The sequence below is a fragment of the Rhizobium anhuiense genome (assembly GCF_003985145.1).
Taxonomy (GTDB): Bacteria; Pseudomonadota; Alphaproteobacteria; order Rhizobiales; family Rhizobiaceae; genus Rhizobium; species Rhizobium anhuiense.
The window spans coordinates 137,791-164,391 of sequence record NZ_ML133530.1; the positions used below are offsets into that span (position 1 = coordinate 137,791).

At 60.8% G+C, this 26,601-nt stretch carries 19 protein-coding genes; 8 read left to right on the plus strand and 11 right to left on the minus strand.

Going from position 1 to position 26,601, the window contains the following annotated elements:
* The first annotated feature begins 12 nt into the window (after window positions 1-12).
* The 3 genes from EEQ99_RS22840 to EEQ99_RS22850 are packed head-to-tail and all read left to right on the plus strand — an operon-like array spanning window position 13 to window position 6,459.
* Window positions 13-258 carry a hypothetical protein gene (locus EEQ99_RS22840; RefSeq protein ID WP_174824488.1) on the plus strand — a complete coding sequence of 82 codons (246 nt, stop codon included), beginning with the start codon at window positions 13-15 and terminating at the stop codon, window positions 256-258.
* Between the two features lie 12 nt (window positions 259-270).
* Window positions 271-5,046, plus strand: a complete 4,776-nt coding sequence (locus EEQ99_RS22845; RefSeq protein ID WP_127431147.1) for an NAD-glutamate dehydrogenase — start codon at window positions 271-273, stop codon at window positions 5,044-5,046.
* A 24-nt stretch (window positions 5,047-5,070) separates the two neighbouring features.
* On the plus strand, window positions 5,071-6,459 hold the full coding sequence (locus tag EEQ99_RS22850; protein ID WP_052213387.1) for an MFS transporter: 1,389 nt from the start codon (window positions 5,071-5,073) through the stop codon (window positions 6,457-6,459).
* 52 nt (window positions 6,460-6,511) lie between these two features.
* Here the strand turns inward: EEQ99_RS22850 and purH are convergent, their stop codons facing one another.
* The 4 genes from purH to htpX all read right to left on the minus strand — a co-directional run bounded on the left by purH (window position 6,512) and on the right by htpX (window position 12,466).
* Window positions 6,512-8,128: a bifunctional phosphoribosylaminoimidazolecarboxamide formyltransferase/IMP cyclohydrolase gene (gene purH, locus EEQ99_RS22855; protein ID WP_047615862.1), complete on the minus strand. Its 1,617-nt coding sequence runs from the start codon at window positions 8,126-8,128 to the stop codon at window positions 6,512-6,514.
* Between the two features lie 107 nt (window positions 8,129-8,235).
* A complete protein-coding gene (locus EEQ99_RS22860; RefSeq protein ID WP_097544598.1) occupies window positions 8,236-9,909 on the minus strand; it encodes a heparinase II/III family protein in 1,674 nt (557 codons plus the stop codon).
* Window positions 9,910-10,124: 215 nt separating this feature from the next.
* Window positions 10,125-11,513, minus strand: a complete 1,389-nt coding sequence (locus tag EEQ99_RS22865; RefSeq protein ID WP_028758414.1) for an RsmB/NOP family class I SAM-dependent RNA methyltransferase — start codon at window positions 11,511-11,513, stop codon at window positions 10,125-10,127.
* Window positions 11,504-12,466: a zinc metalloprotease HtpX gene (gene htpX / locus EEQ99_RS22870; RefSeq protein WP_047615869.1), complete on the minus strand. Its 963-nt coding sequence runs from the start codon at window positions 12,464-12,466 to the stop codon at window positions 11,504-11,506. The genes EEQ99_RS22865 and htpX overlap by 10 nt, the downstream gene beginning before the upstream one ends.
* A gap of 110 nt (window positions 12,467-12,576) precedes the next feature.
* On the opposite strand from htpX, the gene EEQ99_RS22875 reads away from it, so the two are divergent.
* Window positions 12,577-12,801, plus strand: a complete 225-nt coding sequence (locus EEQ99_RS22875) for a DUF1674 domain-containing protein (protein WP_097544599.1) — start codon at window positions 12,577-12,579, stop codon at window positions 12,799-12,801.
* Between the two features lie 259 nt (window positions 12,802-13,060).
* On the opposite strand, the gene acs is transcribed toward EEQ99_RS22875, so the two are convergent.
* The gene (gene acs / locus EEQ99_RS22880) at window positions 13,061-15,016 is read right to left on the minus strand and encodes an acetate--CoA ligase (protein ID WP_047615873.1); all 1,956 of its coding nucleotides are present in this window, start codon (window positions 15,014-15,016) and stop codon (window positions 13,061-13,063) included.
* Between the two features lie 231 nt (window positions 15,017-15,247).
* On the opposite strand from acs, the gene EEQ99_RS22885 reads away from it, so the two are divergent.
* Window positions 15,248-15,946, plus strand: coding sequence for a DUF1013 domain-containing protein (locus EEQ99_RS22885; protein ID WP_047615874.1), 699 nt, complete (start codon window positions 15,248-15,250; stop codon window positions 15,944-15,946).
* A gap of 82 nt (window positions 15,947-16,028) precedes the next feature.
* Here the strand turns inward: EEQ99_RS22885 and EEQ99_RS22890 are convergent, their stop codons facing one another.
* The 3 genes from EEQ99_RS22890 to EEQ99_RS22900 all read right to left on the minus strand — a co-directional run bounded on the left by EEQ99_RS22890 (window position 16,029) and on the right by EEQ99_RS22900 (window position 19,772).
* Window positions 16,029-16,964: a flagellin N-terminal helical domain-containing protein gene (locus EEQ99_RS22890; protein WP_047615876.1), complete on the minus strand. Its 936-nt coding sequence runs from the start codon at window positions 16,962-16,964 to the stop codon at window positions 16,029-16,031.
* A gap of 155 nt (window positions 16,965-17,119) precedes the next feature.
* Window positions 17,120-19,030: a propionyl-CoA synthetase gene (locus tag EEQ99_RS22895; RefSeq protein ID WP_097544600.1), complete on the minus strand. Its 1,911-nt coding sequence runs from the start codon at window positions 19,028-19,030 to the stop codon at window positions 17,120-17,122.
* 82 nt (window positions 19,031-19,112) lie between these two features.
* Window positions 19,113-19,772, minus strand: a complete 660-nt coding sequence (locus EEQ99_RS22900; RefSeq protein WP_047615880.1) for a YggS family pyridoxal phosphate-dependent enzyme — start codon at window positions 19,770-19,772, stop codon at window positions 19,113-19,115.
* 200 nt (window positions 19,773-19,972) lie between these two features.
* Here EEQ99_RS22900 and leuS point away from each other — a divergent pair, with 200 nt between their 5' ends.
* The 3 genes from leuS to holA are packed head-to-tail and all read left to right on the plus strand — an operon-like array spanning window position 19,973 to window position 24,163.
* Window positions 19,973-22,603, plus strand: a complete 2,631-nt coding sequence (leuS, locus tag EEQ99_RS22905) for a leucine--tRNA ligase (protein WP_127431148.1) — start codon at window positions 19,973-19,975, stop codon at window positions 22,601-22,603.
* Window positions 22,593-23,114, plus strand: a complete 522-nt coding sequence (gene lptE, locus EEQ99_RS22910; RefSeq protein WP_063473877.1) for an LPS assembly lipoprotein LptE — start codon at window positions 22,593-22,595, stop codon at window positions 23,112-23,114. Before leuS ends, lptE begins: the two co-directional genes overlap by 11 nt.
* Before the next feature lie 8 nt (window positions 23,115-23,122).
* On the plus strand, window positions 23,123-24,163 hold the full coding sequence (gene holA, locus EEQ99_RS22915) for a DNA polymerase III subunit delta (protein ID WP_097544602.1): 1,041 nt from the start codon (window positions 23,123-23,125) through the stop codon (window positions 24,161-24,163).
* Between the two features lie 91 nt (window positions 24,164-24,254).
* Here the strand turns inward: holA and EEQ99_RS22920 are convergent, their stop codons facing one another.
* The 3 genes from EEQ99_RS22920 to rsmG are packed head-to-tail and all read right to left on the minus strand — an operon-like array spanning window position 24,255 to window position 26,597.
* Window positions 24,255-25,133, minus strand: coding sequence for a ParB/RepB/Spo0J family partition protein (locus EEQ99_RS22920; protein WP_047615886.1), 879 nt, complete (start codon window positions 25,131-25,133; stop codon window positions 24,255-24,257).
* Between the two features lie 32 nt (window positions 25,134-25,165).
* The gene (locus EEQ99_RS22925) at window positions 25,166-25,960 is read right to left on the minus strand and encodes a ParA family protein (RefSeq protein ID WP_063473880.1); all 795 of its coding nucleotides are present in this window, start codon (window positions 25,958-25,960) and stop codon (window positions 25,166-25,168) included.
* Between the two features lie 19 nt (window positions 25,961-25,979).
* Complete coding sequence (gene rsmG, locus EEQ99_RS22930) at window positions 25,980-26,597, minus strand: 16S rRNA (guanine(527)-N(7))-methyltransferase RsmG (protein ID WP_047615890.1); 618 nt, start codon at window positions 26,595-26,597, stop codon at window positions 25,980-25,982.
* Window positions 26,598-26,601: the final 4 nt, after the last annotated feature.

A 26,601-nucleotide genomic window follows, 5' to 3' on the forward strand; every position in this document is an offset into this window, starting at 1 on the left:
CAGATCCGAATGATGACCGCGTTTGATGATCTTTTTGACGCCACGCTGTCAACCATTGTTCATGCGGGCGTGGAAATGTGCGGCGGAACGAAAATCCTGAAGACGGAACTTTCTCTTTCATTTCGCCACGAAAGCGGAAAATTTCTTGGATTTTCTCGTTTCGAGCGCCAAAAAAGCGCCAAAACAATCCTTCGAACCTCTCTTTTAGAGATTTTTTCGAAGAATCTTCTGCTAGCTTGCAGAAAATCAGACCATTGAGGGAGGCGATCCATGGCTGCCAGAAACAATCCGAAACGGGAAAAGCAGATCGAAAGCGCGCGCAAGATCGCCAAGGCGACGGGCGAGGCGCATCTCGATCCGGAAATTCTCTTCGGCCGGGCAAGCAATGATGATCTCGAACTCTATACGCCTGAAATGCTGGCACTCTCTGCGGTACACTCGGCAAAGGAACTCGCCGCCTGGAGCGGCAAGGCGCCGCGCGTCAGCATCGACACCATTGCCGACGTGACGCCGGATGGCATCGCCGTCTCGGTGCTTTCCGTCACCGACCGGAACATGCCTTTTCTGTTTGAATCGGTCATGGGTGAAGTGACAAGCAGCTATCGCGACCTGTTCATGGCCGTGCATCCCATCCTGGTCATGGAAAAGGGCAAGGCGCCTGCGCTCTATTCCGCCGATCATCCGAGCGACCCGACCAATCGCGTCAGCCATATCCAGCTTCATATTGCGCCGCTCAATTTCACCCAGGCCGCCGATCTCGTCAAACGCATCGAAACCGTGCTCGAACAGGTGCGCCTGTCGGTGTCCGACTGGAAGCCGATGCTTTCCAAAGTCGACGGCGTGATCGCCGAGCTTTCGGCCAATGGCACCGGCCGCAAGAAGGCCGATCGCGACGAAGCCGTCGCCTTCCTGACCTGGCTGCGCGATGAGAATTTCACTTTCCTCGGCATGCGTGAATATGTCTATTCCGGTAAGGGGAGCGATGCCAGGGTCGAACGCGACAAGGGCGCAGGCCTCGGCATCCTCTCCAACCCCGATGTTCTCGTGTTGCGCACCGGCAAGGACGCAGTGACGACCACGCCTGAGATTCTTGCCTTCCTCGACGGCCCCGACTTCCTGATCGTCACCAAGGCGAATGTGAAATCGATCGTCCATCGCCGGGCCTATATGGATTATGTCGGCGTCAAGCGCTTCGACGCGCAAGGCAAGGTCACCGGCGAACTGCGTATCGTCGGCCTTTTCACCTCGACGGCCTATACGTCGCTGGCCTCGGAAATCCCGCTGCTGCGTTCGAAGGTCGAGAAGGTGAAGGAGCATTTCGGCTTCGACCCGATGAGCCATTCCGGCCGGATGCTCGACAATACGCTGGAATCCTATCCGCGCGACGATCTCTTCCAGATCGACACGACGCTGCTTGCAAGTTTTGCCGAACAAATCAACGACCTGGCCGATCGGCCGCGCGTGCGCGTCCTGCCGCGCATCGACCATTTCGATCGCTTCGTCTCGGTGATCGTCTACGTCCCGCGCGAGGAATATGACTCGATCGTTCGTGAGCGGATCGGCACCTATCTGAAGACCGTCTATGACGGCCGTGTCTCTGCCTATTACCCGGCTTTCCCGGAAGGCGGCGTGGCGCGCGTACATTTCATCATCGGCCGCTCCGGCGGCAAGACGCCACGCATTCCGCAGGCAAAGCTCGAGCAGATGATCCGTGAGATCACCGCCCGCTGGGACGACCGTTTCGAGGCACTGGCCGGGGCAAAGGCGCCGAAGATATCGGTCGACCAGGCCTTCCAGGATTCCTTCACCCCGGAGGAAACCGTGGCCGACCTTGCCGATATCGGCGCCTGCGCCGCAGGCGAGCCGCTTCGCATCCAGTTCTACCATCGCCAGGAAGAGCAGGGCCGCACCCTTTCCTTGAAGATCTTCCACGCCGGCGGCCAGCTGGCGCTGTCGCGCCGCGTGCCGCTTCTCGAGAACCTCGGCTTCAATGTCGTCAGCGAACGTACCTTCGACATCGGAGTGCCGGCCGCCGATGCAGAAACGAAACTCGTCGTGCTGCACGACATGGAGCTCGAAACCCGCAATGGCGGCGAAATCGATCTGGCGCGTTACGGCGCCGCCCTCGAGGAAGCCTTCGTAGCCGCCTTCGCCGGCACGATCGACAATGACAGCTTCAACCGGCTGATCATTTCGGCCGGGCTTTCGGCGCGCGAGACCAACGTGCTGCGCGCCTATGCCCGTTATCTCCGCCAGGCCGGCATCGCCTATTCGCAGGACTATATCGCAACGACGCTCGACAAATATCCTGTCGTCGCCGCCGCCATCTTTCGTCTCTTCCATGACACGCTCGACACCCGGCTTTCGGAAAAGGTCCGCGTGAAGAAACTTGCCGAGCTGCACCAGGCGATCGAGGCAGAGCTCGCCGACGTGCCGAGCCTTGACGACGACCGTATCCTGCGCCGCTACGTCAATATCGTCGATGCGACGTTGCGCACCAATTATTTCCAGAAGAACCCTGACGGCTCGCCGAAACCGATGCTGGCCTTCAAGCTCGATCCGCACCTGGTCGACGGGCTGCCGGAACCGAAACCCTTCCGCGAGATGTTCGTCTACGGCGTCGAAGTCGAAGGTGTGCACCTGCGCTTCGGCAAGGTGGCGCGCGGCGGCCTGCGCTGGTCGGATCGCGCCGAGGATTACCGCACCGAAGTGCTCGGCCTCGTCAAGGCGCAGCAGGTGAAGAACGCGGTCATCGTGCCGGTCGGCGCCAAGGGCGGCTTCTATCCGAAAAAGCTCCCGGTCGGCGGCACCCGCGACGAGATCTTCAATACCGGCCGCGAGGCTTACAAGACCTATATCCGCACGCTGCTTTCGATCACCGACAACATATCGGGCGCCGATATCGTGCCGCCGAAGGATACGGTCAGGCTCGACGGTGACGACCCCTATTTCGTCGTCGCCGCCGACAAGGGCACCGCGACCTTCTCCGACACCGCCAATGCACTGGCGCAGGAAGCCGGCTTCTGGCTGGACGACGCCTTCGCCTCCGGCGGCTCGGCCGGTTATGACCACAAGAAGATGGGCATCACCGCCCGCGGCGCCTGGGAAACCGTAAAACGCCATTTCCGCGAAATGGACATCGATATCCAGACGACACCCTTTACCGTCGCCGGCGTCGGCGACATGTCGGGCGACGTCTTCGGCAACGGCATGCTGCTGTCTCCAAAGATCCGGCTCATTGCCGCCTTCGATCATCGCGACATCATCATCGATCCCGATCCCGACATGGAAAAGGCGCTGGCCGAACGTCAGCGGCTCTTCGACCTGCCGCGTTCGAGTTGGCAGGATTTCGACAAGAGCAAGCTCTCGAAGGGGGCAATGATCATTTCTCGCTCGGCGAAATCGGTCACGCTGACGCCGGAAGCGGTTGCTGCAATCGGCATCGACAAGGCCGTGGCCACGCCCTTCGAAATCATCACGGCGATCCTGAAGAGTGAGGTCGACCTGCTCTGGTTCGGCGGCATCGGCACCTATGTGAAAGCGCCTTCCGAAACCGACACCGAAGTCGGCGACCGCGCCAACGACCCAATCCGCATCACCGCGGTTGAGGTGCGCGCCAAGGTGATCGGCGAGGGCGCAAACCTCGGCGTTACCCAGAAGGGCCGCATCGCCTATGGTCTGAAGGGTGGACGCTGCAATTCCGACGCCATCGACAACTCGGCCGGCGTCAACACCTCGGACGTTGAGGTCAACATCAAGATCGCGCTGGCCGCCGCCATGCATGACGGACGCCTGACGCGGGCAAAACGCGACCAGCTTCTTTCCTCGATGACCGGCGAAGTGGCGGCCCTGGTGCTGCGCAACAATTACCTGCAGTCGCTGGCGATCTCGCTGACAGAACGCAAGGGCACGGCAAATGGCCTGGAACTTGCGCGCTTCATGACGGTTCTCGAAGGCGCCAAGCAGCTGAATCGCAAGGTCGAGACGCTGCCGGACGACCAGACCCTCGCCGAACGCTATGCTGCCGGCAAGCCGCTGACGCGGCCGGAAATCGGCGTGCTGCTGTCTTATGCCAAGATCGTGCTCTTCGATGCGCTGGCCGCAAGCGATCTGCCGGATGATCCCTATTTCACCGCGACGCTTTCGAATTATTTCCCCGTCAAGATGCAGAAGACGAATGCCGGCGATATCGCCAGCCATCGCCTGAAGCGCGAAATCGTCGCGACGGTGCTTGCCAATGAAGCGATCAACCGCGGCGGGCCGAGCTTCACCGTCGCCATGATGGACGCGACGGCGGCCTCGGCGCCGGAAGTGGTGCGCGCCGCGATCGTTGCCCGCGACGGGTTCGACCTGACCCGGCTCTGGTCCGAAACGGACGCTCTCGACGGCAAGATATCAGGTGAGATGCAGAACCGCATCTACGAGGAAATCAGCCATAGCTTTATCGTGTTGACGCGCCTGCTCTTGAAGACCGGCATGACCAAGGCCGATATGGCGGAGGTGATTAGCCGGCTGCAGGCGGCCCTGAAGAAGCTGAGGCCTGCCTTCGCCGAACAGGCGGCCGGCGATACCGCCGCCCGCCAGGCAGAGTACGGCCACGCAGGCGTGCCCGAAAAACTCGCGGCCGAGATTGCCAACCTCCAAAGCTTCGCGCTGGTGCCGGAGATCATGCAGATTGCCGAACGCACCGGCGAGCCCCTGGTGCGCGCCGCTGAAAACTACTTCGCGGTGTCGCAGACCTTCCGTATCGCTAGGCTGCTGGCGGCCGGAGGACGGATCCTCACCTCCGACCATTACGAGAATCTGGCGCTTGCCCGCAGCATCGACCAGATCGCCAGCGCCAGACGCGACATCGTCATCTCGGCTCTTTCCGATCACGGCAAGGAAAAGCTTCCGGTTCAGGCCTGGCATGCGCAGGATCGCATCCGCATCAACCGTATCCTCGAAGAGCTTTCGAGCCTCAGCGACGGCGGCGATCCCAACCTTGCGCGTATTACCGTTGCCGCAGGTATCCTGACCGATCTTGCGCGCGACCGGGCGAGGTGAGACAGTCCGCGAAAAAAGGAGCGGATGTTGAATCGCATTGACTGGACAGGAACGCAACCGCCGAAGGCCACGGAGAAGGGCATATGGGGGTGGATGTTCTTCGATTGGGCAGCGCAGCCCTTCTTTACCGTGGTCACAACCTTTATCTTCGGGCCCTATTTCGTTTCCCGCCTGACCGATGACCCGGTTTCCGCGCAGACGACGTGGAGCAACATGGCGACGATCTCCTCGGTGATCATCGCCCTGCTCTCACCCGTTCTCGGCTCGATCGCCGACCAGTCCGGCGCACGCAAACCCTGGATCGGCTTCTTCGCCGTCATCAAGATCGCCAGCCTTTCCTGCCTGTGGTTTGCCGCCCCGGGTTCACCAGTCCTCTATCCCGTCATTTTCATGATCCTCGCCTCGATCTCGGCGGAGTTTTCGATCGTCTTCAACGATTCGATGATGCCGCGCCTGGTCGCCAGGCACGAGGTCGGAAAACTCTCCAACACCGCCTGGGGGCTCGGTTATCTCGGCGGCATGATCGTGCTCATTGCCGTCGTGACGCTTTTGGCGGCAAGCCCCGAGAGCGGCAAGACCATCCTCGGCCTCGATCCGTTATTCGGTCTCGATCCCAAGACCGGCCAGGATGCACGCATCACCGGGCCGATCTCGGCCGTCTGGTACCTGATCTTCATCCTGCCGATGTTCTTGTTCACACCCGATGTCGGCAAGGGTCTTCCCTTCGGCACCGCCGTCCGCTCCGGCTTGCGGGAGCTCAGAAACACGCTAGCCGAACTTAAGGAGCGCCGCGGCATCCTGACATTCCTCGTTGCCCGGATGATCTATCAGGACGGCGTAAACGGCCTGCTGATCCTCGGTGGAATCTTTGCGGCCGGCATGTTCGGCTGGGCGACAATCGAGATCGGCATCTACGGCATCATCCTGAATGTCGTCGCGATCTTCGGCTGCCTGATCGCCGGCCGCATCGACAAGGGCGTCGGTTCGAAGGTGACCGTCGTCATCAGCCTGACCATGCTGCTTCTCGCCACCATCGGCATCATCTCGACAGGACCGGGTTACACGCTGTTCGGACTGATGCCGCTGCCGATGGCCGATTCCGGTGGCCTCTTCGGGACCGCGGCGGAAAAGGCTTATATCCTCTATGGTCTGCTGATCGGGCTCGCCTTCGGGCCGGTGCAGGCCTCGTCGCGCTCCTATCTCGCCCGCAGCGTCAGCCCCGAGGAGGCCGGCCGCTATTTCGGCATTTATGCGCTTTCGGGGCGCGCCACGAGTTTCATGGCGACGCTGCTCTTCTCGCTGGTGACCTATATCAGCGGATCACCGCGGCTCGGAATGGCAACGCTGATCCTGTTTCTCGCCGGCGGACTGGTGCTCTTGATCCGCACGCCCTATCCGGCCGATCGGGCATAGGAACGGGCCCGATCAAGCCGGAGATGAGCGCGTGGCCGCGCCCGATCCTTATTCAATGGCGGAAATGGCGCATGCCGGTGAACACCATCGCGATGCCGTGTTCGTTGGCGGCATCGATGACTTCCTGGTCGCGCATCGAGCCGCCCGGCTGGATAACCGCGGTCGCCCCTGCGGCGATCATCGACAGAAGACCGTCAGCAAAAGGCAGGAAGGCTTCGGAGGCGACTGCCGAACCATGGGTCATCGGCACGGCAAGGCCGAGCGCCTTGGCGGCCTCCTCGGCCTTCAAAGCGGCGATGCGGGCCGAATCGACGCGGCTCATCTGGCCGGCGCCGATACCGGCTGTCTGGCCGTCCTTGGCATAGACCACGGCATTCGATTTCACATGTTTGCCGACCTTGAAGGCAAACTTCATGTCATCAAGTTCCCGTGCCGTCGGCGCGCGCCTGGTGACGACCTTGAGTTCCAGATCTTCGACCATGCCGTTGTCCCGGCTCTGGACCAGCAGGCCGCCGGAAACGGTCTTTGCCGTCAGGCCTGCGGCACGCGGATCGGGCAGGCCTCCGGCCGACAGCAGCCGCAGATTCGGTTTGCGGGCGACGATCGCCTTCGCCTCCTCCGTCACATCCGGCGCGATGATCACTTCGGTGAAGAGCTTGACGATCTCTTCGGCCGTTTCGGCGTCCAGCGTCCGGTTGAGGGCAATGATGCCGCCGAAGGCGGAAACGGAATCGCAGGCGAGCGCCCGCTGATAGGCTTCGACCAGGCTCGATCCGGTGGCAACACCGCAGGGATTGGCATGCTTGATGATGGCGCAGGCCGGCGCTGTCTCAGGCAGGAACTCGGCGACGAGCTCGTAGGCGGCATCCGTATCGTTGATGTTGTTGTAGGAGAGCTGCTTGCCCTGGAGAAGGGTGGCCGTAGAAACACCCGGGCGCTTCTCGCCGGTGACATAGAAGGCCGCCTTCTGATGCGGGTTTTCGCCGTAGCGCATCTCTTCCTTCAGCGCACCGCCGATGACCCGGTGGTGCGGCGTGTCGATCGACAGCGCCTCGGCGAACCAGTTGGAAATCATCGCATCATAGGCGGCGGTGCGGGCATAGGCCTTGGCGGCCATGCGCTGGCGGAAGGCATAGCCAGTCTTGCCGTCATCTGCGGAAAGCTGCTCCGTGAGTTCGGCATAATCGGCCGGATCGGTCAGAATCGTCACATAGGCATGGTTCTTGGCCGATGCGCGGATCATCGCCGGACCGCCGATATCGATATTCTCGACAGTCGTCGGATAGTCGCCGCCGGCGGCGCGCACCTCCTCGAAGGGGTAGAGATTGATGACGGCGAGGTCGATGCTCTCGATACCGTGCGTTTTCATCGCCTCCTGGTGTTCGCTGTCGTCGCGGATCGCCAGCAGACCGCCATGCACCGTCGGATGCAGCGTCTTGACGCGCCCGTCCATGATCTCCGGAAACCCGGTGATTTCGGAGACATCGGTGACGGCGAGACCGGCAGCAGTGATCGCTTTATAGGTGCCACCGGTCGAAAGCAGGCGGACACCCCTGGCAGACAGGGCGTGGGCGAGCTCGACGATCCCGGTCTTGTCGAAGACGGAAATGAGTGCGGTCTTGATTTCGACCTTGTCGGGGGCGGGGATCTTCTTGGAAATGACGGCCATGAAACCTTCTCCGTTCGGGCTTCGGGAGATATCCGCGAGGGATGCTCGCATGCTGGCGTCGCGTTAGCACAGCTTTGCCGCCGCGCAAACAGGCGTCGGCACATGATCTAGCCCTTGCGGGACAGGAACCAGCGGATTTCCGTCTTCTCGGCAAGATCGAAATCGATCTCGATCTGGTCCGAACCGCAGATGCCGGAGCTGTCGGCGAAGAAAATGTCCTCGGTGATCAGCACTTCATTGCCGGGTGCCGAAAACAGCCAGCTTTCACCGTCCGGCGCCGTCAACAGCACGGACTCGCCGTCACTCTGATGCAGGACGATCGCGGGATGGATATGAAAACGGGCGACAGCATTCAGGGGCTCGTCACTCTCATATCCTTCGCGGACGACGAGCCGGTCGCGGCCTGTCACGATCGAGCCCGCGGGATTGAGGGTCAGTTCACGCTCGTGCAGCACCCCGAACACCCTGAGATAACCGTCATGGCTGAGCTTGATGCCGTCGCGTCCATCCTCCGTTTCGGTGCGCTCGACGGTGACTGTCTTGACCGGTTCGATGATCGCGTGATTGAGGAAGGGCGAGGGCGAAAAACGGCTGGACGAGGTGTCGTTGAGGATGACGGTCGAATGCGCCGCCGTCGTTCGCGCCATCTGGACATAGCGGTGCCCGGCAAATTTCGGCGAACCGGAATTGACGATGAAGCGATGGCGGCCGGACGACATCTCGAAGGAGAGGCTGCCGGCATGCGCGGCCCGCAGCCCGCCTGCCGAAGGCGGCGTGCCGGTATCGGCAATGATCACGGTCTTCCCGCCGGAAAGCCGCTGATAGCGCGAATGCGGCAAAGCTTTGAACGGCTGACCGGCGGTCTCGTCATATCGCAGCACCGACATCAGCTCGTTTGCGAGCGTCGAGGTCGCTCCGTTGAAGAGCGCCAGGTCGCCGTCCTGATGGCGAAAGAACCGCAATGCCGGATACATGCGGTCGATGCCGGAGATCAGCTTCTGCGGCAGGTCATGACCGAGATTGACATAGGTCTGCCTGAGCGGCAGCAGATCAAGCAGCAATTCCAGCCCGACACGTGGATTGCGCGAGATATGGCCGCCATCCGACAGAATCTGGCTATCGAACTCGCGGTCGAGCGCCTGCGCCGCCCTTCTGAGCGTGGAGGCGCGCGCCGGCATGGCAACGGAGGCCATGGCGAGCGCAATACGCAGCCGAAACAGCTCCAGGCCGCCGAGGGTGAACGGCGCCATGCGGTGCAGGAACCTCACCTGGAACGCCAGCGACTTCATGAAGCGGCGATAGAAGCCGCGATCGGCGTTCTGCAGCACCACCGGTGAATGCGACAGCCAGGCAATGACGCGCTGGGCGGTGACGTCGGTCTCCCAGGCGACCCCCTCCATCCGGCCGGCATGGATGGAAAGCCAGCTGTCGACGATCGCGCGGGCGGCAGCCGAGCTGCGCTCCGTCTTGTTCGCCCGCATATGACGCAACCAGCCGAAGCTATGAAGACGGATCGCGAAGGGGCGCGAGGGCAGGGTGAAGGTGAAGGGCGACTTTCCGTTGGTTTCCAGCATCCGCCCGGCCAGGAGAAAACGTCCGTTGAGGATCTCGTCGGCCACATGCGGATCGATGCTGCGCAGATCGGTCGGCGCGACGATCAGACGCTCGGGCACCTTGATCGAATGGCGAAAGAGCTTCAGGCGCAGCAACGCGACGCGGCGCAAGGCGCGCCGCCAAGCCTCCCGAACATACATGCTCGCAAAACGCCGACCAAACTGCATATTCTATTGTCTATTGACCCTCGTGGTTAAGAATAGGTGAAAAGCGGCCGATTTCATCGTCCGCAATGAATTAATTCGTGACAAGGTTCGAATATACGCAATTAACGCGTTTCAACGGCATCATGCGGGCGGTTTTGTGAGAACGGCATGCGTGATGCCGGGCTGTGAAATGTCTGGCTTGGCGGAATTTCGCCTGGGCGCGCTCAAGCCTGCAATCAGGCAACGCGCCGCAGTACGGCCGCATAGAAGCCGTCGAGGCCGGAGGCAATGCCATCGGGCATTTTCAGCATGGTGGGAAGCGTGCGGAATTCGCCGAGCGGTGTGATCGCCGCTTCGAGGCCGGGCCAGTCGCCGGCACCGATCGAAACGCGCTCGACCGCATCCGTATCGGAAAGAACACGGGCGACGACGTCCTCGCCCTCGGCAGGGTCGAGCGAGCAATTCGAAAAAACCAGCGTGCCGCCCGGCTTCAGCAATGTCAGCGCATGGCGCAGCAGCCGTTCCTGCAGCGCCGCCAGCCTGGCAATATCCTCAGCTCCTTTGGTCCACAGCACGTCAGGGTGCCGGCGTGTCGTGCCGGTGGAAGAGCAGGGGGCATCGAGCAGGATCGCATCGAAACGCTCCGCCGGCTCGAACGTCGTCAGGTCTGCCGCAATCGTCTCGGCTTTGAGGCCAAGCCGGTCGAGATTCGACCGCAGCCGTCTTAGCCGGCTTTCCGACTGGTCGAGGGCGGTGACTTCGCCACCGGCAAGAATGAGCTGCGCCGTCTTGCCGCCGGGCGCGGCGCAGAGATCGGCGGTACGTCTGCCCGAGAGATCGCCGAAAAGCTTGGCGGGGATGCTTGCTGCCGCATCCTGCACCCACCATTCGCCCTCATCGAAGCCTTCGAGCGCAGGAATGCCGCCGTCGAAGGCAGCAAGCCGCACACCGCCCGTCGGCAGGGCAACACCGTTCAGCCGCTTGGCCCAGCCTTCAGGGTCGGATTTGACGGTCAGATCGATCGCGGCCGGCTCGAGCTGGGATTCCGAAATCGCCAGCGCCGCATCCCGGCCATAAGCCTTCTCCAGCCTGGCGATGAACCAGGCCGGCATCGGCGCGACCTTGCCGATCTCACCCAGCACCTCAGCCTTTTCGCGGCCGAGCCGACGGAGGATGGCATTGACCAGCTTGGCGAAACGGCGATTGCGCGGGTCCTGATTGGCCTGCTCGACGGCAAGATCGACAGCCGAATGATCGGGCACGTCGAGATAGAGGATCTGCGCCGCGCCGATCGCAAGCACATGATGCAGCGCCCTTGCCCCCTCCGGCAGCGGCGAATCCAGCAGCCCGGCAATGGCGGCATCGATGCGCGGCAGATGACGCAGCGTCGTGTTCAGGATGGCGCGGACGAGCGCCCGGTCGCTTTCGCCGAGCGCCCGATAGGCCGGATTGCCGTGTTCATGATCGAGAGCGCCGTCGAGCGGCAGCTTGCGGTCGACGACGGCAGCAAGAATTTTTGCCGCGGCGGCGCGCGCCTGCATGCCGGGTTTAGCCGGTGCGGAACGCTCGGCGGAGGGCTTTTGCTTGCGGAATGGCTTCTTCGTGCCGTCTGAATTCAAGACCACGGACCTTTTGGCGGTTGCGAACCACCGCGACCAAGGCCCGTATCCGGAACAGAGCGCGATTTGCGCGACGGATTAGCAGCACGCGCCGGCGACGTCGAGACATTCATGCCGCCTTGCGCCATGTCATACAGGGCAGCGATGCGGTTTTCCGTGTTCGGATGGGTCGAAAACAGATTGTCCATCCGCTCTCCGGAGAGCGGATTGATGATGAACATATGTGCCGTCGCCGGATTGCGCTCGGCATCCTCGTTCGGAACATGGGCGGCACCGCGCGCGATCTTGCCGAGCGCCGAAGCGAGCCAGAGCGGATTGCCGCAGATCTCGGCGCCGCGGCGGTCGGCCGAATATTCGCGCGTGCGGCTGATCGCCATCTGCACCAGCATGGCGGCGAGCGGCGCCACGATCATCGCGACGATGACGCCGATGAAGCCGAGAGGATTGCTGTTGTTGTCACGATTGCCCCCGAAGAAGAAAGCGAAGTTGCCAAGCATCGAGATCGCACCGGCAAGTGTTGCCGTGATCGTCATCGTCAGCGTGTCGCGGTTCTGAATATGCGCCAGTTCATGCGCCATTACGCCCGCCACCTCCTCGGGAGACAATGCGCTGAGCAGGCCGGTCGAGGCGGCCACGGCAGCATTGTCGGGATTGCGGCCGGTGGCGAAGGCATTCGGCTGCGGGCTGTCGTAGAGATAGACCTTCGGCATCGGCAAGCCGGCATTGCCGGCGAGATCGCGCACGATCCGGAAAAACTCAGGCGCGTTGCGCTCGTCGACCTCCTGCGCGCGATAGGCCGAAAGCACCATCCGATCGGAATTCCAGTAGGAGAAGAAATTCATGCCGGCGGCAATGACGAAGGCGATCATCATGCCGGCCCGACCGCCGATCAGGAAGCCGACGAACATGAAAAGCGCCGTCATGAAGGCAAGCAACATGGCAGTGCGGACGAGGTTCATTGCGGATCTCCATCTCCGATTTCGGCGTCCCAAGCTTTCAATCCCGGCGCCGGCGCATTATGATTTGGTTATTCACCAGCCATTTTCAATATTTTCCGGCAGGAGAAGGCATGCAGGACGCTGATAATGACAATAGCGAAACGCCGGTAGCCGAGGGGTCGGAGCCGCCGCGCAAGACGCTGTCCCCGGCTGCCAGGCGCGCGCTTGCCGAAGCCGAAGAGCGGCGGAAGAACCAGAAACCGCTGGAACTGCCGCCGGAGACCGGCGGTCGCGGCGGAGCCGAACCGGCGCGCTTCGGCGACTATGAGATCAACGGCCGGGCAATCGATTTCTAAGTAATTTTCTCATCTTGGTCGAAACCGGATGCACGCCATCCCCTGGGAGATAATGGTGCGCGCTCGCCAAGAATCCGGCTAATAAAGATTTTCGGGGCAAATATTTCGGCCGCATGCTGGCGAGTGTCACTCTGCCGGACGTGACCTCGCCGGCAATATTCTCTCTATGGGCTTCCCCCGTGAATGGCGGGGGCCGCAAGCCAAGCATCCCAATGCGTGGCAAAGTGAGCCGCCCCGGGAACCGGAGCGGCTCGAACTCTCAGGCCGTCGCCTTGTTCTGTCGGTTGGCGATCAGATCGTCGACCACGGCGGGATCGGCGAGCGTCGAGGTGTCGCCAAGTGCACCGAAATCGTCCTCGGCGATCTTGCGCAGGATGCGGCGCATGATCTTTCCGGACCGGGTCTTCGGCAGACCGGGCGCGAACTGGATCTTGTCGGGCGCGGCGATCGGGCCGATTTCCGCCCGCACATGTTTCACCAGTTCCTGGCGAAGCGCGTCCGAACCATCGTGACCGGCCATCAGCGTCACATAGCAATAGATACCCTGGCCCTTGATCGGATGCGGATAACCGACAACAGCAGCTTCCGAAACCAGATTGTGCGAGACGAGTGCCGATTCCACCTCTGCCGTGCCGAGCCGATGGCCGGAGACGTTCAGCACGTCGTCGACACGGCCGGTGATCCAGTAATAACCGTCCGCATCGCGCCGGCAGCCGTCGCCGGTGAAATACTTGCCCTTATAGGTGGAGAAGTAGGTCTGGATGAAGCGCTCGTGATCGCCGTAGACCGTGCGCATCTGACCCGGCCAGCTGTCGGTGATGCACAGATTGCCGTCGGCCGGGCCGTCCAGCACCTTGCCCTCATTGTCGACCAGCTGCGGTTTGATGCCGAAGAACGGGGTCGTCGCCGAACCGGGTTTCAGATCGGTGGCACCTGGCAGCGGCGTGATCATATGGCCGCCGGTTTCCGTCTGCCACCACGTGTCGATGACAGGGCAACGCTTGTCGCCGACGACATTGTAATACCACTCCCAGGCTTCGGGGTTGATCGGCTCGCCAACGGTGCCGAGCAGGCGTAGCGAAGAGCGCGAGGAGCGCGTGACGAAGTCGTCGCCGGCGCCCATCAGCGAGCGGATCGCTGTTGGCGCCGTATAGAAGATATTGACGTTATGCTTGTCGATGACTTCCCAGAAGCGGCCCTGGTCCGGGAAATTCGGCACGCCCTCGAACATCAGCGTCGTTGCGCAGTTGGCGAGCGGCCCATAGACAATATAGGAGTGGCCGGTGACCCAGCCGACATCGGCCGTGCACCAGTAGACGTCGCCGTCGTGATAATCGAAGACATATTCATGCGTCATCGCCGCATAGACGAGATAACCGCCGGTCGTGTGCAGCACGCCTTTCGGCTTACCGGTTGAGCCTGACGTATAAAGAATGAAGAGCGGATCTTCCGCCTTCATCTTCACCGGCGGGCATTCCGCCTTCACGGTGGCGATTTCCTGGTGATGCCAGAGATCGCGGCCTGGCGCCCAGCCGGTCTTGCCACCGGTGCGGCGAACGACCAGAACCTTCTCCACGATCACGTGCTGGCGTGCCGCGATATGAATTGCGGTATCAGTATTGTCCTTCAGCGGCACCGGCTTGCCGCCGCGCACACCTTCGTCGCATGTGATGACGAAGGTGGATTCGCAGTCAACGATGCGCCCCGCTAAGGCCTCCGGCGAGAAACCGCCGAAGACGACCGAATGCACCGCGCCGATGCGGGCGCAGGCGAGCATCGCATAGGCGGCTTCCGGGATCATCGGCATATAGATGGTGACGCGATCGCCCTTTTTGACGCCGTGCTTCTTCAAGACGTTCGCCATCCGGCAGACATGCTCGTAGAGCTCGTTATAGGTGACCTTCTTGTCGATATAGGGGTTGTCACCTTCCCAGATGATCGCCACCTGGTCGCCATTCGTTTTCAGATGGCGGTCGATACAGTTGTAGGAGACGTTGGTCTGGCCGTCCTCGAACCACTTGATCGAGACCTTGCCGGTAAAGGAGGTGTTCTTGACCTTGGTATAGGGCTTGAACCAGTCGATCCGCTTGCCGTGCTTGCCCCAGAACTTGTCCGGGTTCTCGACGCTTTCCTCGTACCATTTCAGGTACTTTTCCTTATCGATCAGGGCGCGCGCCTTCACCGGCTTCGTAACCGGATAGATCTTCTCCGACATGGAACTCCTCCTCATGGGACATGCGATGGGCCGCGCCGGCAAAGCGGGCCTGGATTTCAAATCAGGGCAATTCATAGCAGTTCGCATCGTGGCGGCAATTAGACAAAGGTCATTTCATTTTGGAAGAATTGCAATTCTGCGACAGTGCGGTTATATAGCGGCATATTTCCCGGACATTGTGGTGACAATCCACGGACCGCGACCGGCGCGGACGATAGAAGGACTATATCCATGGCTCAAACACTGCTCATGCCGAAGGCGACAGCCATCTGGCTCGTCGACAATACGGCACTGTCTTTCGATCAGATTGCGCAGTTCTGCAAACTGCATCCGCTCGAAGTCAAGGCGATCGCCGATGGCGAAGCGGCGCAGGGTATCAAGGGCCTCGACCCGATCTCGACGGGACAGCTCTCCCGCGACGAGATCGCCCGCGCCGAAGCCAATCCGAACCACAAGCTGAAGCTTTCCGAACCAAAGGTGCGCGTGCCGGAATCCAAGCGCCGCGGCCCGCGTTATACGCCGGTTTCGAAGCGTCAGGACCGCCCGAACGCCATTCTCTGGCTCGTTCGCAACCATCCGGAGCTGAAGGACGCGCAGATTTCCCGCCTCGTCGGCACGACGAAATCGACCATCGAGCAGATCCGCGAGCGCACCCACTGGAACTCGGCCAACCTGGCGCCGATGGATCCGGTAACGCTCGGCCTCTGCAGCCAGATCGATCTGGACATGGAAGTGGAAAAGGCCTCCAAGGGTCGTCCGCTGCCGACCGCCGCCGAGCTTGGCGCGACGCTGCAATCGGCACAGGAAACCGAGCGCCTGACCCCGAGCTACGAGCGCGAAGAGGAAAAGGAAATCGATGCCGACGCCGTCTTCCGCAAGCTGAGCTCGCTGCGCTCAGCCCCGAAGGACGAGGACGACGACCAGTACTGAGATATCGGTTATCTCATGAAAAACCCCGCCGGTCTGGCGGGGTTTTTTATTGCCTATTGCCTGTAGAAGATCACGACGCGCTTTAGCTGCGGAACAGGGTGAGGATGTTCTGCGCCGAGCTGTTGGCAATCGACAGCGACTGGACGGCCAGTTGCTGCTGCGTCTGCAACGCCGAGAGCCTGCTCGATTCCTCTTCCATATCGGCATCGACCAGACGTCCGACGCCGGAGTCGATTGAATCGTGAAGACCGCTGACGAAATTTTCCTGGAGCTGGATACGGGTCGAGATCGAGCCGAGAGCCGAGCCGGCGGCGGTCATGGCGCCGAGGACCAATTCGACGCCGGTCAAGGCCGCGTCGAGCTGGCCCTGGGTGAAACCGGTAATGTCGAGATCATAGATCGACGCCATGACGATAACTTTGCCGCCATAGGTTCCGTTGAAAGCCGTGCCGATGATGCCGCTGGTCGTTTCGATCGCGCCGGTGCTGGTCATGCCGAAGAGCACGTTTCCAAGCGTGCCTGAATCGAGCACATAGTCCGTCGTCTTGACCGAGACGGCATTGCTGCCGTCGCGGACGAAGGACGAGACGACGCTCTTCGTGCCGGAAGCGCCGGCGACCCAGTTTTCACCCGAGAAGGATGCCGATTGGGCGATGCTGAGCAGCTGCTCCTGCAGCTGATCGAGCTCCTGCTGGATCTTCGTCTTGTCGACGCCTTTTTCCGTGGCGGCGACGATCTTGGCCTTGATTTCGCTGACGATGTCGAGGGCACTGTCCATGGCCGAATAGGCGGTATCGACCTTCGCCGCGCCGAGACCGAGGGCATCCGAGACGGCCGAAAGCGCTTTATTGTCAGAACGCATGGTCGTTGCGATCGACCAATAGGCGGCATTATCAGCCGCCTTTTCAACACGATAACCCGAGGAAACGCGACCCTGGGTGTCCTTGAGACTATCGTTTACACCGCGCAAAGTCTGCAGCGCTGCCATGGCAGCGTTGTTGGTGAGGATGCTTGTCATGATCCGTTCCACAATCGTTGAGAAAGGGGCAATCCGGACTAAGCCGGTAACGGCGACCGCGTCATGCAAAGCCTGCTATGCAAGCCATTGCCGTTAACAAATGCTTGCATCGATATGGTTAACAATTCCTCAATTAGACTTACCGAAAGTTTAATTCACATCGGCAGCGAGCCGAACCCGCGCGCCCGCAGCGCCTCGGCGATTTCTTCCAAAATCGTTGGATCATCAATGGTTGCAGGCATTTTCCAGGGTATGCCGTCGGCGATTTTCTGCATGGTGCCGCGCAGGATTTTGCCGGAGCGCGTCTTCGGCAACCGGTTAACGATGATGGCCATCTTGAAGGCGGCGACGGGTCCGATCGAATCACGAATCATCGCCACGACCTCTGATTCGATCACCGTCGCCTCACGGGAAACATGGCGCTTCAGCACCAGGAAACCGCAGGGCACCTGACCCTTCAGCGCATCGATCACGCCGATAACAGCGCATTCGGCGATATCGGGATGACGCGCACAGACCTCCTCCATGGCCCCTGTCGAGAGCCGATGACCGGCGCAATTGATGATGTCGTCGGTGCGCGACATGATGAAGAGATAGCCGTCTTCATCGACATATCCGGCGTCAGCCGTCTTGTAGTAGCCCGGAAACTCATCGAGATAAGCCGATCGAAAACGCTGGTCGGCGTTCCAGAGGGTCGGCAGACAGCCGGGCGGCAAGGGCAGCTTCACGACGATATTGCCGAGCGTTCCGGCCTCGATCGGATGGCCGGCATCGTCGAGCACCGCGATCTCATAACCGGGCATCGGCAGCGCCGGCGAACCGTGCTTGACGGGAAGGGCGCCGAGACCGAGCGGATTTGCGGCGATCGGCCAGCCGGTCTCCGTCTGCCACCAATGATCGATGACGGGTATGCCGAGCATGCGCTCCGCCCATTTCAGGGTCTCCGGATCCGCCCTTTCGCCGGCAAGAAACAGCGCCCGCAAATCCGGCATCGGATATTTGCGTATCAGATCGCCGTCCGCGTCCTCCCGCCGAATGGCGCGGAACGCCGTCGGCGCCGTGAATAGCACCCGCACCTTATGCTCCGAAACGATGCGCCAGAATGTGCCGGCATCCGGAGTACCGACCGGTTTTCCCTCGAAGATCAAGGTGGTTACGCCTGATATCAGCGGAGCGTAGACGATATAGGAATGCCCGACGACCCAACCGATATCCGAAGCCGTCCAGAAGACCTCACCCGGCTTCAAGCCGTAGATATTCCGCATCGACCAGTTGAGCGCAACCATATGGCCGCCATTGTCGCGCACCACACCCTTCGGCTGGCCCGTGGTGCCGGAGGTGTAGAGGATATAGAGCGGATCGGTCGCCTTGACCGAAACACAGGCGACCTCGGCGCCGCGATGGCGCGCCACTGCCGTCTCGAAATCCTGATCGCGGCCATTGACGAGATCTGCCCGAAGCTCCGGCCGCTGCAGCACCAGGCAACGCTCCGGCTTCGAACCCGCGATCTCGATCGCCTGGTCGACCAAGGGCTTATAGACAATGATACGGCCGGGCTCGAGCCCACAGCTTGCGGTGATCACCAGCTTCGCACCGCAATCGTCGATGCGCGCTGCAAGTTCGCTGGCGGCAAATCCACCGAAAACGACGGAGTGAACCGCACCGATGCGAGCGGAGGCGAGCATCGAAAAGACCGCCTGCGGTAGCATCGGCATATAGAGGATCACGCGATCGCCCCTGCCGATGCCGAATTCGAGCAGCGTTGCGGCGATCGCCTTTACCTCGACAAGCACCTCGTCGTAAGTGAAACGCCGCTTCTCGCCGGTCATCGCGCTGTCGAAGATAACGGCTGTCTCGCCGCCGCGCCCGGCAGCGATATGCCGGTCCAGGCAATTGTGGCAGGTATTGGTTTCCCCGGCTGAGAACCAACGGCCATAGACACCGTCGTCGGGCGAGAACACCCGCTCCGGCGGCTTGAACCAGTCTATGTCGGCAGCGGCTTCACGCCAGAAGGCTTCGGGATCGCGTTTCCAGGCCGCGTAGACCTGATGATAGTCGTTCTGCATCTGCTCCTCCCCAGGACATGCACGCCTCGATATCAATCTAGGCAGCGGTGAGAGGAACGGGAAGCCCGACCAAAGCAGAGTTTCAGCGCGCGCCGAAAATCGCCGATCCGACGCGGACGCTGGTGGCGCCGAAGGCGATTGCCATCTCGTAGTCACCGGACATTCCCATGGAAAGTTTTCCGACGCCGCATTTGGACGCAAGTCTTGCCAGCAGGGCAAAATGCGGCCCGGGATTTTCCTCGGCCGGCGGAATACACATCAAACCTTCAACAGAAAGGCCGAGCTCGTCGCGACAGAGCGCCACAAAGGCTGGCGTGTCGTCAGGAGCGATACCGGCCTTCTGCGGTTCAAGCCCGGTATTGACCTGGACGTAGAGCCGCGGCGTCTTGGCCTGCCGCTTCATCTCCTCGGCAAGCGCGCGGGCGATCTTTTCCCGGTCCACCGTCTCGATGACGTCGAAGAGCGCCACCGCATCCGCCGCCTTGTTCGATTGCAGCGGCCCGATCAGATGCAATTCGATATCCGGACGCTCGGCCTTCAGCGCCGGCCACTTGCCCTGGCTTTCCTGCACCCGGTTCTCGCCGAAGACGCGCTGTCCCGCTTCGATGGCCGGGCGGATCGCGTCCGCCTCGAAGGTCTTCGATACCGCGACCAGCTGAACGGAACCCGCCGGCCGACCTGCCGCGCGTTCCCCGGCCGCAATCCGTGATCGCACGTCGTTCAACCGCTCTTGAAGTTCCATCGTTCTGCCTCGACATACCAGCATGAAAGGATTGGCAATGAACTAACCAGCCAACCTGTGCTTGCCAAGACCCGCCTTCGCGAAATCGCTTGCACGTGATCAAGATCAGACGCTTGCAGCGCCTGCAAAACTTGACGCTACGGTGGTTTCATGGTGAAGGTCTCGACCAACTCCCCTGATTTTCCGGAAATACGAATACGATGGCCACCGAACGTTATAATCCGCGCGATGCCGAGCCCCGCTGGCAGCAGAAATGGAATGAAGACAAGGTCTTCGAGACCGACAATGCCGATCCGCGCGAAAAATATTACGTCCTCGAAATGTTCCCCTATCCGTCGGGGCGCATCCATATGGGCCATGTCCGCAATTACGCCATGGGCGATGTCGTCGCCCGCTATAAGCGCGCGCGGGGCTATAATGTGCTGCACCCGATGGGCTGGGACGCTTTCGGCATGCCGGCAGAGAACGCCGCCATGGAGCGCGGCGTGCATCCCGCTTCCTGGACCTACCAGAATATCGGCTCGATGAAGGCGCAGTTGAAGGCCATGGGGCTCTCGCTGGACTGGAGCCGCGAATTCGCCACCTGCGATGTCGAATATTACCAGCACCAGCAGCATCTCTTCCTGGATTTCCTGGAAAAGGGCTTGGTTTACCGCAAGCAGTCGAAGGTCAATTGGGATCCTGTCGACAACACTGTGCTCGCCAACGAACAGGTGATCGATGGCCGCGGCTGGCGTTCCGGTGCGCTGGTCGAACAGCGCGAACTGACGCAGTGGTTCTTCAAGATCACCGATTTCAGCCAGGATCTGCTCGACGCGCTGGACACGCTTGAACAGTGGCCGGAAAAAGTGCGGCTGATGCAGAAGAACTGGATCGGCCGCTCGGAAGGCCTGACGATTCGTTGGGAGATTGTGCCGGAAACGGCGCCTGCCGGCGAGAGCGAGGTCACGGTCTATACCACCCGGCCGGACACGCTGTTCGGCGCCTCCTTCCTGGCGATCGCCGCCGATCACCCGCTGGCAAAGGATGCCGCCTCAAAGAATGCCGATATCGAAGCCTTCTGCGAGGAGTGCCGCCGTGCCGGCACGTCGCTCGCCGCACTCGAGACCGCCGAAAAGAAAGGCATGGATACCGGTATCCGCGTCAGGCATCCGCTTGATCCCTCCTGGGAGCTGCCTGTCTATATCGCCAACTTCGTCCTGATGGATTACGGCACCGGCGCGATCTTCGGCTGCCCGTCAGGCGACCAGCGCGACCTTGATTTTGCTCGCAAATACGGCCTGCCGGTCGTGGCCGTCGTCATGCCGAGGGATGGCGACGCTGCGAGCTTTGCCGTCGGCGATACCGCCTATGACGGTGAGGGCGTGATGATCAATTCGCGCTTCCTCGACGGCAAGACGACGGAGGAGGCCTTCAATATCGTTGCCGACCGCCTGGCGGCCGCTTCGCTCGGCAATGCGCCGCAGGGCGAGCGCAAGGTCAATTTCCGCCTGCGCGACTGGGGCATTTCTCGTCAGCGTTATTGGGGCTGCCCGATCCCGGTCATCCACTGCGATGATTGCGGCGTCGTGCCGGTGCCGAAGAAGGACCTGCCGGTCAAGCTGCCCGACGACGTCACCTTCGATCAGCCCGGCAACCCGCTCGACCGTCATCCGACCTGGCGTCATGTCTCCTGCCCGACCTGCGGCAAGGATGCCCGCCGCGAGACGGATACGATGGATACTTTTGTCGATTCGAGCTGGTATTTCACCCGCTTTACCGCGCCCTGGGAAGGAAAACCAACCGATCCCGAAGCCGCGAACCGCTGGCTGCCGGTCGACCAGTATATCGGCGGCATCGAGCACGCGATCCTGCACCTGCTCTATTCGCGCTTCTTCACCCGCGCCATGCGCGAAACCGGTCACGTGGCGGCCACCGAACCCTTCAAGGGTCTCTTCACCCAGGGCATGGTGGTCCACGAAACCTATAGCCGCGGTGCCGGCGCCAGCCGCGAGTGGGTGGCCCCTGCCGATATCCGCATCGACGAACTCGACGGCAAACGCCGGGCCTTCCTGCTGACCAACAACGAGGAAGTTGCGATCGGCTCGATCGAGAAGATGTCGAAGTCGAAAAAGAACGTCGTCGATCCCGACGATATCATCGCCTCCTATGGCGCCGATACCGCCCGTTTCTTCGTTCTGTCCGACTCTCCGCCCGAGCGTGATGTCATTTGGTCCGAGGCGGGTGTCGAAGGCGCCCATCGTTTCACCCAACGCCTGTGGCGGCTGATTTCGGAAGCCGCGGACGCACTCTCCGCCGTCGCAGCTGCGCCGGCGAGCGAGGGGGAAGCCTTGCCGATCTCACAGGTCGCCCACAAGACGCTGAAGGCTGTCGAAAACGATTATGACAAGCTCTGGTTCAACAAGGCCGTCGCCCGCATCTATGAACTCGTGAACGCACTGGCCGCACCGCTGACCAGGGTTGCGGCGGGCGAGGGTGATGCCGCCTATCGCGCGGCAGTCCGCGATGCCGCAGAGATCCTGATCCAGCTGGTCGCACCGATGACGCCGCATCTGGCTGAGGAGTGCTGGACGGCGCTCGGCAATGAAGGGCTGCTTGCCCGGACAAGCTGGCCGCGCTACGACGAAACGCTCGTTGTCGAAAACGACGTCGTTCTGCCGGTACAGATCAACGGCAAGAAACGCGCCGAATTGACAATTTCTCGCGATGCAGATCAGAATGCCGTCACCGCCGCCGTGCTGGATCTGGATGCGGTGAAGAACGCGCTGAACGGACAGGCACCGAAGAAGATCATCGTGGTTCCCCAAAGGATTGTAAACATTGTCGTTTGATATCGCTTGCAAGCTGGCTCGCAATGCCGGCATCGCCATGATCCTTGCCTCCGCGGCTTTTCTCTCTGCCTGCCAGGTCCGGCCGCTTTACTCCGAGAATTCCGGTCTCACCGAAAAGCTTTCCTCCGTCGGCTTTTCCTCGGCAGGCAGCCGGGTTGAACAGCAGGTTCGCAATCACCTGATCTTCTTTGCAGCACGTGGCGCCGGCGAAGCCGCAAACCCGCAATATCAGGTTGAGATGCACGCCACGTCGAGCGTCGCCGATACGCTGCTTCAGGAATCCGGCGATACGTCGAAAGCCGGCCGGGTGACCGTCACCGTCACCTACACGCTGCGTGCCATAACCGACAATCATGTCATCAAGGCCGGCAGCCGTCAGGCCACAGCGCTGGTGGATTTCTCCGAACAGCAATTTGCCAAGCAGCGGGCGATCCGTGATGCCGAGAACCGCGCAGCGGATCAGGCGGCGGAATTCGTAGGGGCCGACATCGCCGCTGCCCTCAGCCGCTGAGGCGAGATGTGGCAGAGATAAAATCCCACGAATTCGAGACCTTTCTGCAGAAATCGGCGCGGAACTATCGGATCTTCGTCATCTATGGGCCGGATCGCGGCCTCGTTTCGGAACGGGCGGGTCTGCTTGCCGGTAAAAGTGGTGTGGCCCTCGACGACCCATTCTCGCTGACGAAGCTCGATATCGGCGATCTGCAGAAGGATCCCGGACGATTGGTCGATGAGGTCCAGTCGATCGGGCTGTTCGGCGGTGAGAAGCTGATTTGGATCCGCGGCGCCGCAAACGAAAAATACCTCGTCGATTCCCTGGCCCTGCTCGCCGAAAAGCCACTCGAAGCCGCCTATCTAGTCGTGGAGGCCGGCGACCTGAAAAAGGGTTCGCTGCTGCGCAAGACCGCCGAAGCCGCGCGATCTGTCATGACGATCCCCTCTTACGCCGATGACAGCCGTGCTCTGAATACGCTGATCGATACCGAACTCGGTGCAGAGAAACTCGGTATCACGCCGGCGGCGCGGCAGGCGCTGATCGCACTGATTGGCGGTGATCGCATCGCTTCCCGAAACGAGGTGCGCAAGCTCGCGCTCTATTGTCGCGGCGCCGATACGGTTGAAGAACATCACGTTACCGAAATAATTGGCGATGCCAGCGCGATCTCCGTCGACGATGCCGTCGACGCGATTCTCAGCGGCGATCTCACCGCCTTTCTGCACGCCATGCAGAAGATCAGCAGTTCAAAAACCGCAATCTTTCTCGTGCTTCAGGCATGTCTGAAGCAGTTTCAGCTTCTCGATACGATGCGCGCTGAAATGGAGGAAAAACGCCTGCAGCCGCCTCAGATCATGCAGACCATGGGGCGGCATCTGCATTTTCGCCGCAAGCCGATCATCGAACAGGCGCTGCGCCAATGGACCGCCGAAAGCATCGCCCGTGAATCCAATCGCCTGCAGGCCGCAATTCTGCAGAGTCGGCGGCGCCAGGTACTGGAAGACAGCGTTGCGATGCAAACGCTTCTTTCCACCACCCTTCAATCCGGTCGAAAATCGGCGTGATTTGGAGCGCTTCAGCTGCCAACCGAAGCACGCTCTGCCCCTTCACGCCCTTCTGGACGGAAAACCGCTTCGCTATTTTCTGGGAATCGCTCTAACGCCGCTCGAGCAAGCGGCAGATTTCCTCGAGCTGCTCCAGCGACTTGTAGGAAATTTTAATCTGCCCGCCACTGGTTTTGTGATTGATCGCAACGTCAAGGCCGAGGGCATCGGAAAGTGTTCTTTCCAGGGCCAGCGTGTCGGAATCCTTCTGATCGCGCCGTAGGGCCGGCGGAGGCTCGGATTGTGCCTTGATATTGTTCTGCGCCAGCTTCTCCGCATCGCGGACCGACATGCCCTTCGCAACGATCGTACGGGCAAGACTGGCCGGATCCGGCGTCGAAACCAGCGCGCGTGCGTGCCCGGCCGACAGGCTGCCGGCAGCAAGCAGATCACGAACCGGGTCCGGCAGTTTCAACAGGCGCAGAGAATTGGCAACGTGGCTGCGGCTTTTGCCGATGATCTCGCCGAGGTCGTTCTGGGTGTAGCCATATTCTGCGATGAGCTGCTCATAGCCCAAGGCTTCCTCAAGCGGATTGAGATCCGCGCGCTGCACGTTTTCGACAATGGCGATTTCCAACGCCGTCTTGTCATCGACGTCACGGACAATGACTGGAATTTCGATCAATCCGGCAAGCTGAGCGGCGCGCCAGCGGCGCTCACCAGCGATGATTTCATATCGATCCCGCGACATCGTTCGCACCACGATTGGCTGCACGATACCATGCTGACGAATGGAGCTTGCGAGATCGTGCAGCTCAGTGTCATCGAAGAAACGACGAGGATTGCGGGGGTTACGGCTGACGAACTCGATCGGGATCATCCTGTCGGCACTGATGGTCCGCTCGGCTTCCACCGGGACAGGCTGATCCATTTCGCCTATCAGCGCCGCGAGGCCACGGCCCAATCGCCTTTTCGATACATCGTCATTCATGATCTACACTCACCTACACCCCTGAAATGATATTACGCGGCCAGTCTCTGGCGCTCCCGTTGAATGACCTCTGAGGCCAGTTGCAGATAGGCCTGGCTGCCCGCGCATTTCAGATCATAGAGAATAGCTGGCTTGCCGTAGGACGGCGCCTCGGACACCCGGACATTGCGCGGGATTAACGTATGGTAAACCTTTTCGCCGAGATGGGTGCGCACATCATTGACCACTTGCTGGGCGAGATTGTTGCGCGCATCAAACATTGTCAAGACGATCCCCTGGATATCCAGGCGCGGATTCACCGTTCGACGAACCTGGCTGACGGTCTCGAGCAACTGGCTCAGCCCCTCCAGCGCGAAAAATTCACATTGCAGCGGCACCAGCACGGAATGCGCGGCCGCCATGGCATTCATCGTCAAAAGATTGAATGACGGCGGGCAATCCAGAAGAATATAGGAGAACGCCATTGCTTCGGGCGAAGACAAGGCTTTCCGTAATTTGAAGACTCGATCGCTTTGCTGCGAGATTTCCATCTCGACGCCAAGCAGATCCATCGTCGACGGGACGATAAAAAGATTGGGAACCACTGTTTCGAGCGTCACCTCGGTGATACCGCGATCACCAACCATCAGATCATAGGAGGAGAGTTTGCGATCGCGACGGTCGATACCGAGGCCGGTGCTGGCATTGCCTTGCGGATCGAGATCAACGATCAAGACACGCTCGCCAATGGCAGCAAGAGCCGTTGCCAGGTTGATTGCGGTGGTTGTTTTGCCAACACCACCCTTCTGATTTGCGATGGTGATAATCCGGTGTCGTTCGCCAGCCATTGCCGCAATATCCGATCTGTTAAACCAAGCGCCGGAGATTTGATACTTCCAAAATAACAGATTCCTGCTCGACGGCGCTCTTATGTTCTAACAGATCGAATTCCCACCGACCACGTGCTTTGTCGATTTCCCGCAGGTAATCCCGGCCTTTATGAAAAAAGCCACGGCAATTTTGCTTGCCCAGCATCCACGGAGCCGAATAGTCCATGAGCCCGTCCAGGTCGGCCAACGCTCGGGCTGAAATCGCACCGCAGTCGCCAATCTCGGCATAGGCATCTTCGATTCGATTGGTATGCACACTCCCACGCGCCTGCGTCTCTCGCAGCGCTGTCCGCAGAAAGGCCGCCTTTTTATGGTTGCTTTCGACCAGATGCACCCAGCCGCTTTGCAGCTCGGCCAGAAAAATCGCCGTAATAACGCCCGGAAAGCCCCCGCCACTGCCGAGATCAACCCAGGTGATCGGTTGAGGATGGATCTGAAACACCTGGCTGCTATCAGCGATATGCCGGTGCCATAGATCTTCGAGTGTCGACGGCGCCACCAGATTGATCGTTTTGGCCCACTTCTGAAAAAGTACCGCGAAGTGTTGAAGCCGTTCCTGTGTTTCACGTGAAACACGCAAACCGTTTAATTCCATTCTG